The sequence below is a fragment of the Mesorhizobium sp. M0802 genome, from assembly GCF_040320115.1.
Classification (GTDB): Bacteria; Pseudomonadota; Alphaproteobacteria; order Rhizobiales; family Rhizobiaceae; genus Mesorhizobium.
In genome coordinates, this window is the sequence record NZ_JAMYOY010000014.1 from 167,135 (window position 1) to 179,269 (window position 12,135).

The 12,135-nt window shown below is 64.4% G+C and carries 11 protein-coding genes; 5 read left to right on the plus strand and 6 right to left on the minus strand.

The genetic code is table 11. The annotated features are described in order from the left end of the window. Positions 1 to 8 precede the first annotated feature (8 nt). From NKI10_RS20300 to NKI10_RS20325, 6 genes are all read right to left on the minus strand, one after another. Positions 9 to 1,616 (minus strand): FGGY-family carbohydrate kinase, encoded by a 1,608-nt coding sequence (locus tag NKI10_RS20300; RefSeq protein ID WP_352861642.1) that lies wholly within the window; start codon positions 1,614 to 1,616, stop codon positions 9 to 11. A 118-nt stretch (positions 1,617 to 1,734) separates the two neighbouring features. Next, positions 1,735 to 2,463 (minus strand): SDR family oxidoreductase, encoded by a 729-nt coding sequence (locus tag NKI10_RS20305; RefSeq protein ID WP_352861644.1) that lies wholly within the window; start codon positions 2,461 to 2,463, stop codon positions 1,735 to 1,737. A 27-nt stretch (positions 2,464 to 2,490) separates the two neighbouring features. Continuing rightward, positions 2,491 to 3,750 carry a sugar ABC transporter permease gene (locus NKI10_RS20310; protein ID WP_352861646.1) on the minus strand — a complete coding sequence of 420 codons (1,260 nt, stop codon included), beginning with the start codon at positions 3,748 to 3,750 and terminating at the stop codon, positions 2,491 to 2,493. After that, positions 3,747 to 4,571, minus strand: a complete 825-nt coding sequence (locus NKI10_RS20315) for an ATP-binding cassette domain-containing protein (protein ID WP_023715131.1) — start codon at positions 4,569 to 4,571, stop codon at positions 3,747 to 3,749. Before NKI10_RS20315 ends, NKI10_RS20310 begins: the two co-directional genes overlap by 4 nt. Positions 4,572 to 4,724: 153 nt before the next feature. After that, positions 4,725 to 5,789, minus strand: coding sequence for an ABC transporter substrate-binding protein (locus NKI10_RS20320; protein WP_023672498.1), 1,065 nt, complete (start codon positions 5,787 to 5,789; stop codon positions 4,725 to 4,727). Between the two features lie 228 nt (positions 5,790 to 6,017). Beyond that, on the minus strand, positions 6,018 to 6,902 hold the full coding sequence (locus NKI10_RS20325) for an AraC family transcriptional regulator (protein ID WP_352861648.1): 885 nt from the start codon (positions 6,900 to 6,902) through the stop codon (positions 6,018 to 6,020). A 309-nt stretch (positions 6,903 to 7,211) separates the two neighbouring features. On the opposite strand from NKI10_RS20325, the gene NKI10_RS20330 reads away from it, so the two are divergent. The 5 genes from NKI10_RS20330 (at position 7,212) to NKI10_RS20350 (ending at position 11,892) form a co-directional block, all read left to right on the plus strand. Further along, positions 7,212 to 8,273, plus strand: coding sequence for a maleylacetate reductase (locus NKI10_RS20330; RefSeq protein ID WP_352861650.1), 1,062 nt, complete (start codon positions 7,212 to 7,214; stop codon positions 8,271 to 8,273). A 231-nt stretch (positions 8,274 to 8,504) separates the two neighbouring features. Then, positions 8,505 to 9,386: a metal ABC transporter solute-binding protein, Zn/Mn family gene (locus NKI10_RS20335; protein WP_023727024.1), complete on the plus strand. Its 882-nt coding sequence runs from the start codon at positions 8,505 to 8,507 to the stop codon at positions 9,384 to 9,386. 26 nt (positions 9,387 to 9,412) lie between these two features. Beyond that, positions 9,413 to 10,207, plus strand: coding sequence for a metal ABC transporter ATP-binding protein (locus NKI10_RS20340; RefSeq protein ID WP_352861652.1), 795 nt, complete (start codon positions 9,413 to 9,415; stop codon positions 10,205 to 10,207). Next, positions 10,191 to 11,018, plus strand: coding sequence for a metal ABC transporter permease (locus NKI10_RS20345; RefSeq protein WP_352861653.1), 828 nt, complete (start codon positions 10,191 to 10,193; stop codon positions 11,016 to 11,018). The genes NKI10_RS20340 and NKI10_RS20345 overlap by 17 nt, the downstream gene beginning before the upstream one ends. Before the next feature lie 691 nt (positions 11,019 to 11,709). Continuing rightward, positions 11,710 to 11,892 carry a zinc-binding dehydrogenase gene (locus tag NKI10_RS20350; RefSeq protein ID WP_352538166.1) on the plus strand — a complete coding sequence of 61 codons (183 nt, stop codon included), beginning with the start codon at positions 11,710 to 11,712 and terminating at the stop codon, positions 11,890 to 11,892. The last annotated feature ends 243 nt before the right edge of the window (positions 11,893 to 12,135 follow it).

A 12,135-nucleotide genomic window follows, 5' to 3' on the forward strand; every position in this document is an offset into this window, starting at 1 on the left:
TAAGCCGTTCAATCGCGGATGGCCCGGCCTGCCTGCTGCAGCAATTCGAAGGCGCCGAAGCGCTTGTCGTGCCAGGGCACGAGGTCGCCACCGGCCGGGCGATAGATGTCGCCGATGCGCGACATGCCGGTCATCGCCGCGATCACATCGGGAAATTTTTGCGCCGCCACCGCAGCCAATATGGCTGAGCCGAGCAGCACCGGTTCGGGCGAGGTCGAACCGGCGACGGTCAGGCCTGTGGTGTCGGCCAAAAGCTGACGTACCAGCTCGCTTTGCGCCGCACCGCCACTGACGACGATAGTGTCGATGGCAATGCCTTTTTTGGCCATCGCCGCCAGGATCTGGCGAACGCCGTAGCCGATGCCCAGCAGGCCGGCGACATAGAGCGCGACCAGGCTGTCGAGGGACGTGTCCATGCCAAGCCCGGCGATCAGGGCCTTGGACTCAGGATCGGCGAAGGGCGAGCGGTTGCCGAGGAATTCCGGCACGACATGCAGTCCATCGGCTAGGTGCGCTACTGCGGACAGGTCGGCGGACTGTTTCGCCGCCTGCTGACCAAGCCAAGCGGTCAGGCCGAGACCTTCCGCCTTGGCTTTTGCGGATGCCTCAGCCGTGGCCGGATGGAAAGCGACGAGGTGGTCGATTGCAGCACCCGCCGCCGATTGCCCGCCTTCATTGAGCCAAAGCCCCGGCACCATCGAGGAAAAATACGGACCCCAGACGCCGGGCACGAAGGCCGGCTCGCTGGTGCTGGCCATGGTGCAGGCCGAAGTGCCGAACACATAGGCCGTGCGCGACTGCAAGGTGCCGACCGAGCCCTGCCCGCCAACCGTGCCGACGCCGCCGGCATGGGCATCGATCAGGCCGGCCGCAACCGGCGTTCCCGGCAGCAGGCCGAGATCGGCCGCGGCGGCCCCAGTGAGGCCTTGGGCAAGTGCCGTGCCACCCTCGACGATTTCGGTGCCGATGCGGGCAAAGCCTTCATCGGCGAGCGCGCCGAGGCCGATGGCGCGGAAATAGGCATCGTCCCAGCGCCGCTCATGACCGAGATAGGTCCATTTGCAGGTCAGCGTGCAGATCGAGCGCGCCAGGCTGCCGGTTGAGCGCCAGGTCAGATAGTCCGTCAGGTCGAAGAAATGCTCGGCCGCATCGAAGGTGGCGGGCAGGTTCTCGCGCAGCCACAGCAGCTTCGGCGTTTCCATTTCCGGCGAGATGGTGCCGCCGACATAGTCGAGCACGGCGTGCTTGCCGGCATTGATGCGCTGCGCCTGGTCGAGCGCGCGGTGATCCATCCAGACGATGATGTTGCGCTGGCTGTCGCCGGAACTGCCGGCCGGCAACGGCGCGCCATCCTGGCCGACCACGACCAGCGAACAGGTGGCGTCGAAGCCAATGCCGGCAATGTCGCGCCCGGCAAGCCCCGACTCCGTCACCGCCTCGCGCACGCTGGCGCAAACCGCGCGCCAGATGTCCTCGCTCGACTGTTCGGCGATTTCGCCGGGCTCGATGAACAGAGCGATGTCGCGCTTCGCCGAGGCAAGCATGGTGCCCTTGCTGTCGAACACCCCCGCCCTGGCACTGCCAGTGCCGACGTCGATGCCGAGGAAGTGGGACATGGGAACCTCAGAAGTTAGGCAGTAGGGAGTAGGGAGTAGGGTGTAGGCGAGATGGTCAGCAGTGAACGGTCAGTTGCAAGAGCCTCTCCCCATTTCCTACTGCCTAACGCCTACTGCCTCACAAATCATTGCTCTGCGGCAGGATAACCAGATCCCGGATAGTGACATTTCTCGGCCGCGTCAGCATGAACAGCACGGCTTCGGCGACCTCGACCGGTTGTATCAGGCCGCCCTTGGCCAGTTCATCCTCAAGCTTATCCTTCGGCCAGTCGCTGATCAGCGCTGTCACCACCGGCCCCGGCTGCACCGCGCCGACGCGCAGGCCGTGCGGGGCGACCTGCCGGCGCACCGTGTGGACGAAGGCCTGCACGGCATGCTTGGATGCCGTATAGATCGGCTCCCAGACCACCGGCACCAGTCCGGCGATCGAGGACGTGACGATGATGTCGCCGGTCTTTCGTTCGACCATATGCGGAAGCACCGCGTGTATGGAGCGGAACACCGCGTTGATGTTGAGGTTCAGCATGCGGTCCCACACATCGGGGTCGCCTTCGAGCACCGGGCCTCCGACATAGGCGCCGGCATTGGCGTGGAAGATATCGAGCTGGCCGGCCTTGTCCAGGATTTGCGGCATCATCGTCGCGACGCTGGCCGGCTTCATTAGATCGATCACCAGCGGGATCGCGTTGGGACCGAGTTCGGTGCAGACGCTTTTCAGCGCGTCGGCGGCGCGATCGACGAGCACAACGCAGACGCCGGCGGCAATCAGCGCTCTCGCGCATTCCAGGCCTATGCCCGACGCGGCGCCGGTGATCGCCGCGACTTTTCCACTCAAATCCTGAGCCATTCTTCTATCCTCGTATTCTCTGTTGGTTCAGGCTCGGCCGTGGGAAACCCGCGAGCGGCGTGCCAGGGAGTCGACGATGACCGCAATTGCCAGAACGGCGCCGGTGATCATGTAGCGAAGCGACGATGACAGATCGAGCAAGGTCAGCCCGCTGGCGATCGACTGGATGACGATGATGCCGAGCAGCGCGGAATAGGCGCTGCCACGGCCGCCAAACAGGCTGGTGCCGCCTATGACCGCCGCCGCAATGGCGTTGAGGTTGACGTCGCCGGTGCCGGCCTGCTGGCTGGCGGAGGCCAGCCGCGCTGCCGACAGCACGCCGCCGAGGGCGGCAAACATCGAGCACATGACGAAGGCGCTGAGGTAGATCGAGCGCACCTTGATGCCGGCCCGGCGCGCCGCTTCGCGGTTGCCGCCGACGGCGGTCATCGAGCGGCCCCATTGGGTGCGGATCAGCGCATAGTTCATCGCCACCACCAGGCCGACGAACAGGCCGAACATCCACGGTATGCCGCGCGCCTGGTTGAGATAGCCGACGATCAGTTCGAGCAGGATGGTCAAGGCGGCGACGCGCACGATGAGGCCGCCGACCGACGGCGCCGACAAATTGACGGCCCGGCGGCGGCTGACGGTGCGCAGGCCGGTGATCAGCATGACGATGCCGGGCAATGCCGCCAGTGCATAGGACAGCCAGTCCGGCATGACCAGCAACTGGCCGAAATTCACCAGGTTCGAGCCATAGGGCAGATTGATCGAGCCGGTGGAGCCCAGAATATACAGTTGCAGGCCGAGCACGGCGAGCAGGCCGGCGAGCGTCGAGACGAAGCTTGGCATGCCGAGCCGGTTGAACAGCAAGGCATAGAGCGCGCCGATGAAACCGCCGACGGCAATCGCGGCGAGGATGGCGAGCGCCACCGGCCAGCCCTGGTTGACCCACAGCGTGCCCACCATGGCCGAGGCAAAGCCGCTGATCGAGCCGACCGACAGGTCGATCTCGCCGACCATCAGCACGCAGACTATGCCGAGCGCGATGACGCCGACGGTCGAGCAGTCGAACAACAGATTAACGAGGTTGCTCGACGAGACGAAGACCGGATTGAGGGCAGTGAACACGCTCCAGATGATGACCAGTCCGACAATAACCGGCAGCGAGCCGAGGTCGCCGGAGCGGACGCGGTCGAAGAAGGCGCTGATGGCGCCACCAACGCCGGCCTGGTGCTTGACGCGCACGTCGCTGCGGTCGAGCGCCGTCGACGAGGAGGTGTCCTGCTTGGGCTCCGCGCTCATGGCCGCTGCTCCTGATTGTTCGCTTGTTCGGCGGCCTTGCGCCGTTCGGCGCGGCGCGACACTGCATTGTTGGCGGCGCCGGTGATGGCGCTGACCAGTTCCTGGTTCGAGGCGTCGGGTTCGAAGACGCCGTTGTTGCGGCCGAGCCTGAGCACCACGATGCGGTCGGCGACGGCGCGCACGTCCTCCATATTGTGACTGATCATCAGCACGCCGAGGCCACGCTCGCGCACCCGGTCGATGAGGTTCAGCACCTCGGCCGTCTGGGCGACGCCAAGCGCGGCGGTCGGTTCGTCGAGCAGGATGACCTTTGGGTCGAGCAGCAGCGACCGGGCGATCGCCACCGTCTGGCGCTGGCCGCCGGACAGCGAGGCGACCGCCTCGCGAACGCTTGGAATACGCGCCGACAATTCGTTGAGCAGCGTCCAGGCGCGGATCTCCATCGCCACCTCGTCCAGCCGTAGTGGGTTGATCTCCTTGCCGAGAAAGATGTTGGCGACGACGTCGAGGTTTTCGCACAGTGCGAGATCCTGGAAGACGGTGGCGATGCCGAGCGTCAGCGCGGCGCTCGGGTCGGGCATCGTCACTTGCCTGCCGCGGAAATTGATGGTGCCCGAGCTCGGCTGGTGGACGCCGGCCAGAATCTTGACCAGCGTCGACTTGCCGGCGCCATTGTCGCCGACCAGCGCCACCACCTCGCCGGCATGGACGTCGAGATCGATATCGGTGAGCGCCGAAACGGCGCCGAAATTCTTCGAGATGCCGCGCAGGCTGAGCACCAGCTCGCCTGCCGAAACCGGTCCGTCAGAGATGTCAGACATGGTGGCAAACCTTTCCGGATGGACGGTCAAGAGTGACTGCGAACTTCCGGCCGCCGCAAGGGCGGCCGGAAAGCAGGATCAGGATCCTAGGTCATCCTTTTATGCATGTCGTTATCCCAAAACCGCTGCGCACTTTTGGGGCGACCTGCATTGTCACTTTGTGATGCCGAGCTTCTTGCAGCCTTCGGCATAGCGGTCGACGCAAAGCTCTTCGGCGGTGTTGATCTTCTTGTCGATGATCTCGGCCTTGAGGTTTTCCTGCGTCACCACCGCCGGCGTGAACAGCTGCGACGGGGTGTCGTAGAGGGTCATTTCGGCCTTCGGCGTCTCGCCCGACAGAAGCTGGACGGCGACGTTGGCTGCAGCCGCCGCAACGATCTCGCTCGGCTTGGAGATGGTGTTGTACTGGTCGCCGGCGATGATCAGCTGCAGGGCGGCGATGGTCGCATCGTTGCCGGTCACCGGCGGCACCGGATCGACACCGGCGGCCTTGAAGGCGGCGATGGCGCCACCACCGGTGCCGTCATTGGCCGCAACGACGCCGACGATCTGCGTGGAGAAGCGGGTGATCTGGCCGCTTGCCCATTGCTGCGCCTTCGGCGGCGCCCATTCCGGAGTGTCGTATTCGGCAAGGATCTTGTAGCCGCTGTTGTCGAGGCTGGAATGGATGCCCTTCTTGATCAGCCCGGCGGCCGCGTCGGTCGGCGATCCGTTGATCTGCAGCAGGCCGCCGCTGGCGGGGTCGACCTTCAGCGCCTTGAGGTGTTCGACGAGCGAGTCGGCGATGGCCTTGCCGATGCCTTCATTGTTGAACGAGACGTAGAAGTCGGCAGGTGCAGTCGGGATCGGGCGATCATAGGCGATGACCTTGACGCCCTGGCTCTGCGCCAGCTTGACCAGCGAGGCGGCGGCGGTCGAGTCGACAGGGTCGAGCACGATCGCCTTGGCGCCCTGCGAGATTACCGAGTTGAACTGCTGCTGCTGGCGCGAGGCGTCGGCATCGGCGTTCTGGTAGATCACCTTGCAGCCGGGGCAGAGTTTTTTCATCTCGGCGACGAAGCCGGGATAGTCGTGCTGCTCGTAGCGCGTCGAGGCCTGGTCGGGCATCAAGAAGGCGACCGTGGCGTCGGTAACCGGGGCGGCAAAGGCAGCGGTGCCGCCAAGAAGAGACAGAGTGAGCGCAATGGCTCCCGTCGATTTCCAGGCAAATCTGGTCATTTTGATAGCTCCGTTTCAAGGAATGGTTTCATGAAGCCCTGGACACCACATGGCGCCGGGCCTTGACTGCAGTCGGCTGTTGCGAGGAACAACGGAGCACTTGATCCGTGCTGCGCATCCCCTTGATATCCCTGGATTTCGGGACAAGCGATCTCCAGCACGGGGCGCCTCCAACGCACCCCGCGTTCTTACCTCAGTAAATGTCTAGGCTCCTCCCGGTCCTCCCTGTTAGGCGGCAATCTCCGCGCTGACGTTTTCCGCCAGCAGGGCCCTGAAGCGCGAAGGCGACATGCCTTTCTGGGTCAGGAACTGGCGGTTGAAATTCGAGATGTTGTTGTAGCCGGCGGCATAGCAGATCTCGGTGATCGGCATGTCGGCCTCGCTCATCAGCAGCTGGCAGGCAAGGTTGATGCGCAGCCGGTTGACATACTGCACCAGCGCCATGCCGGTATGGCGGCGGAAGCTGCGCGAAAACGCGCTCGGGCTGCGGCCGGCGATCGCCGCCAGATCGCTTTCGCTGAACGGCTCGGTCAGGTTGGCGTTGATATAGGCAAGCGCCTTGTTGACGCCGGCCGACATGAAGCCTGAGGGATCTGGCAGATAGCTGGCGCTGGTGAGCGTCCTCACATCGGCGGCGCGGCTCAGAATTTCGATGAGCTCCATGAACAAAGCGATGCGACGCACGCCTTGCGCTTCGACCAGTTCGGCCAGCACAGGTGCGGTGAGCTTGGCGGTAGCGATGGAGAACAGCGCGCCGCGGCGGCTGAGCTCGAGAATGTTTTCACAACCGGCAAGTTCCGGCAACGCGGCGGTGGCGTCGGCGATGAACTCTTGCGAGAACTGCACGACGCGGCCGCGCAGCGGCACGCTGGCGCCTGCCGGCACGTCGCTGACCCAGTTATGCGGCAGGTTGGGTCCGGTGAGCACGAGATTGCCGGGCTCGAACTCGCCGATGAAGTCACCGACGAAATAATGGCCCGTGGTGGCGACGACGTGATGGATTTCGTATTCGGGGTGGAAGTGCCAGCGCACCGTGTGGAAGGGGTAGCCGTGGGCCCAGGCTTTGAACGACTCGCCGCGTCTGATCTGGACGACTTCCAAGTCCGGATTCATGTCAGTTCCTCCCGGCGCCGGTCCGGTCATGCGACCAGTTGCAGTGCCATCTCCCGCAGGCCGCGTTTGCCGCTCTCTGCAGTGATCGAAGCTTAGGCGGCAATTCATGCAGCCGCCACCACGGTGTGTCCACCTCACTGATACTTTTTTGACGTTTTTGTGGTCAAGGCGATACGTTTGCGAGTACGCGGGAGAGATCAGGCCCCGCTTGCGAGACGGTGACGACGCAAACGATGTCGCCGGCGGCGAGAGCTGGTCGCTCGATTTCGGCTCCGTCACAGTGATAATATGCAAAGGGAGCGGATCGGCATGACAAGGACGTTCACCTACTCCGGCAGCCCTGCGCATATTGTCTTCGGCAATGGCGCGTCGTCCGAGGTGGGCACCTGGATCGAAAAACTCGGCTGCAATCGCGCGCTGGTGCTGTCGACGCCGCATCGGGCTGCCGACGGCGAGGCGCTTGCCAAATCCCTCGGCGCGCTGGCGGCCGGCACCTTTTCGGGCGCCGCCATGCACACGCCGGTCGAGATAACCCAAACGGCAATGGCCAAGGCGACCGAGGTCAAGGCTGACTGCGTTGTCGCGCTTGGCGGCGGCTCTACCACCGGTCTCGGCAAGGCGATCGCCTGGCGCACCGACCTGCCGCAGATCGTCATCCCGACCACCTATGCCGGCTCGGAGGTGACGCCGATCCTCGGTCAGACCGAGAACGGCGAAAAAACCACAATGCGTGACGCAAGGATCCTGCCGGAAGTGGTGATCTACGATCCAGAGCTGACCGTCGGCCTGCCGATAGCGATGAGCGTCGCGTCAGGACTCAACGCCGTGGCGCACGCGGCCGAAGCGCTTTACGCGCAGGATCGCCATCCGATTTCCACCCTGATGGCGAAAGAAGGATTGCGCGCCATGGCGGCGGCGCTGCCGGTGTTGACCAAGGAGCCTGGAAATATCGATGCACGCGGCGATGCGCTTTACGGCGCCTGGCTGTGCGGTACGGTGCTCGGCGCCGTCGGCATGGCGCTGCATCACAAGATCTGTCACACGCTGGGCGGCTCTTTCGACATGCCGCATGCCGAGACGCATGCGGTGATGTTGCCGCACACGATCGGCTTCAACGCCGCCGCGGTGCCCGACTTGTTGAAGCCGGTCGCCGACTTGTTTGGCGGCAGCGCCGGTAGCGGTCTCCACGATTTCGCCAAGGCGGTCGGCGCGCCCCTTACATTGAAAGAACTCGGCCTCAAGCAGGCCGATCTCGACCGCGCCGCCGAGATTGCGACCAGGAACCCATACTCGAATCCGCGGCCTTTCGACCGCGCCGCAATCCGCGCCCTGTTGCAGCACGCGTGGGAGGGAAGGCGTCCGCAAAACTGACGGCAACAAGCAGGAATTTACCCGCCGCGAATTCATCAGGATACCGCCACGAGTGGCTCCGCCTGATCGGCGCAGGCCGCTCACGCATTTGTGCGCGTGAAAAACTGCGCGGCTCGAAAAGCCCATTGACATCAGCCGTATTTTCGACGCAAACGTTATATTGTTACTGTTATACAGTTACACAGCCCGCCTCTCCGGCGACATACCTTTCAGACTGCAAGGAGACCACGGATGCGTCGCATTCCCTTTCTCGCCGCGCTGCTCGTCGCGGTGCCGCTTTTGACCGGCACGGCTGCCCGCGCCGAAGACAAGCTGACCATCGTGGCGGCCGAGAATTTCTATGGCGACCTTGCCCGCCAGATCGGCGGCAGCAACGTCGCCGTCACCAGCATCCTGGCCAATCCCGATGACGATCCGCATCTGTTCGAGACCAGCCCGTCGACGGCGCGCACCATCGCCGACGCCAAGATCGTCATCTACAACGGCGCCGACTACGATCCGTGGATGGACAAGCTGCTGTCGGCCTCGACAGCCAAGGATCGCACGACCATCGTCGCCGCCGACCTGATCGGCAAGAAGTCGGGCGACAACCCGCATCTGTGGTACGACCCGGCGACGCTGCCGGCCATCGCCAAGGCGCTGAGCGCCGATCTTGCCAAACGCGATCCGGCCAATGCAGCGCATTACGAGGCCAATCTCAAGGCATTCCAGACCTCGCTCGAGGCCATTGACAAGGAAATCGCCGAGGTCAAGAACACCTATGCCGGCACCGAGGTGACGGCTACCGAGCCGGTCTTCGGCTACATGGCGGAAGCGCTCGGCCTGAAAATGCTGAACTACGATTTCCAGGTGGCTTTGATGAACGATGCGGAGCCGAGCGCCACGCAGGTGGCGGCGTTCGAAAACAGCCTGAAGGACGGCTCGGCCAAGATCCTGTTCTACAATTCGCAGGTGACCGACGAGGCAACGACAAGGCTGCTCGACATCGCCAGGCAGAATAAGGTCACTGTCATCGGCGTCACCGAGACGGAACCGGCGGGCCAGACGATCCAGACCTGGTTCGGCGGCCAGATCGACGCGGTTCAGAAGGCGCTCGCCGCCCGCACACAATGAACGTGACTGCGAATGAATGTGACTAAATGAACGCAATCGAATTCGACAAGGTCACGCTGACCTATGGGGGACGCCGGGTTTTATCCGACGTCTCCTTTTCTCTACCGCAAGGCGCCTTTGTCGGCCTGCTCGGCGCCAATGGCGCCGGCAAGACGACGATGCTGCGCGCCATTCTCGGCCTGATCAAACCGGCCGGCGGCGCCATTTCGGTGTTTGGCAAATCGCCGACGCGCGGCAACGCCGACATCGGCTATATGCCGCAGGCGCGGCGCGCGCTTGGCGATGTCGGCGTCAGCGGCCTCGACTTCGTGCTGAGTGCCGCCGGCGGGCATCGCTGGGGCTGGCCCGTCGCATCGGCTGCCGAGAAGGAGGCGGCGTGGAAGGCTCTTGAAGAGGTAGGCGCCGGCGACCTTGCGCGGCGGCCGCTGGGCGAGCTTTCCGGTGGCGAGCGCCAGCGCATCCTGATCGCGCAATCCTTGATCGGCAATCCGCAACTGCTTTTGCTCGACGAGCCGCTGATCAGTCTTGACGCGGGCCATCAGCGCGCGATCATCGACCTGGTGCATCAGATCGGCGAACGGCTCGGCATTGCCGTGCTGTTCTGCTCGCACGAGATCAACCCGCTGCTGCGCGCCGTCGACCGCGTGCTCTATCTCGGCAACCGCAAGGCGGCGATCGGCTCCGTCGACGAGGTCATCAGCGGGCCGGTGCTGTCGAAACTCTACGGCACGCATATCAATGTGGTGCGGGTTGCCGGCCGCATCTTCGTCATGGCCGACGATGTCGAACTGGAGAGCGGGGCGCATGTCCACGATCTTTGACTATGAATTCATGCGCAACGCCTTTTATGCCTGCACCATCGTCGGCATCGTTTCGGGCGCGGTCGGCTATTTCCTCGTGCTCCGGGGCCAGACCTTCGCCGGTCATGCGCTCTCCCATGTCGGCTTTCCCGGCGCCACGGGCGCCGGCCTGATCGGGCTGTCGCCGTTTCTCGGCCTCACGGTGTTTACCGTCGCCGCCGGCATCGGCATCGGCCTGCTTGGCGAGCGCGCGCATCGCGACGTCGCCATCGGCATCGTCTTGACGCTGTCGCTCGGCCTGGGCTTGCTGTTTCTGCATTTCTACACCGCCTTCGCCTCGCAGGCGACCAACGTGCTGTTCGGCAATGTGCTGGGCATCAGCCTGCGCACCGTCATCGTGCTTGCGGTGCTGGCGGTGGCGATCCTTGTCGCGCTTTTGCTGATCGCGCGGCCGCTGCTGTTCGCCAGCCTGCAGCCGGAACTCGCCGAAGCGCGCGGCGTGCCGCTCACTCTTGTCTCGACCCTGTTCATGGTGCTGGTCGCCGTCGCCACGTCCGAGGCGGTGCAGATCGTCGGCGTGCTGCTCGTCTTCGCGCTGATGGTGGCGCCTGCAGCCACCGCGCTCAGGCTTACCAGCGGCGTCGGAGCCGGCGTGCTGACGTCCATCGCGCTTGCCGTGATCATCGCCTGGATCAGCCTGACGCTCGCCTTCCTGACCGACTGGCCGACGAGCTTCTGGATCACGGCGCTGGGCGCGGCGGCCTATGTCGTCAGCGGCATGGTCCGGCGCCCGTCGGTCCGAGAGACTCAGGCGGCCGACGCCAGTCCCTGAGGCTTGCCTCCAGTAGGTCGATCAGGCGGGCTGCAAAATTGACGTCAGGGAAATACACCCAAAAAAAGTCAGGTCTACAACCGGGCTCCTGAAACGTTTTCAGCCGCGAAAGGCAATCGATTCAAGCGCCTAGATCGCGACCTCTGGCGTGCCAAAGGTCCGCTCCGGAGCGGCCGGAAAACCCGGAAAACCGCCATTTCAAGCGCATTTTGCAGCGGCGAATGACTTGCGCGAGGCCGGCTGGAAAGCTGGCCGGGAGGCGCAAAAGCGACCTCCCGCGGCCATCGCGGGCGGCGTTGACAGACCGCGGCGCTGCATGCGTATAGCAAGCCATGGGTCACGCCATGGCCGTGGCGGTTGAGACGGGGCTGGGGGGTTTCCTAACAACAGCATTGACGGCCCGGCGCCGGACGGGCGGCATGCACTCTCGAAGTGCGCCGCTCGCTCTTGGCTGACGCGCCGGCGACCCGGCAGCAGTCCTGGCCTGCGTTATCTCGACCAGGCTCCGCAGAACGCCATCGTCTCAGCTTTTCGATCCGCATCGGTTCGAAGCGAACGAGGTGACGCCCTCTTAACCGATATTCGCTTCGCTACGTCCCCCTCCCCCTGCTGGGCGCTGTTCACCATCGGTTTCGTCACCGGCGCCGAGGCCACGGTCGACCTGCTGCCGATCATCATCAAGGCACTGAAGGTGGTCGGCAACAACACCGGGTCGGTATCTGACCTTCGCGCCGCCGTCCGCGCCATCGCCGCCGCCCGCATCGACCCGGTCGTCGACAAGGTGTTCAGCCAGGAGCAGGCGGCCGAAGCCTACGCGCACATGGCGGCAGGCGGGCAGCATTTCGGCAAGCTTGCGTTCAAGCTCGACTGGTAACCGAGGCGCGCGAGCTGCCAATCTCCCCCCTTGAGGGGGAGATGCCCGGCAGGGCAGAGGGGGTCGGTCCGACCGGGCTCGACCTACTGCGGCGGAAGGAGGTTGGCGCTCTACGAGAGGCGACCCCCTCTGTCGCCTTCGGCGACATCTCCCCCTCAAGGGCATAGGCGCTAAGATAGCTTTGGCATGGACTGAAACTTGCGCTTTCGTGGTGGTTCGCGCCAGCGATATCGCAAGGCATGG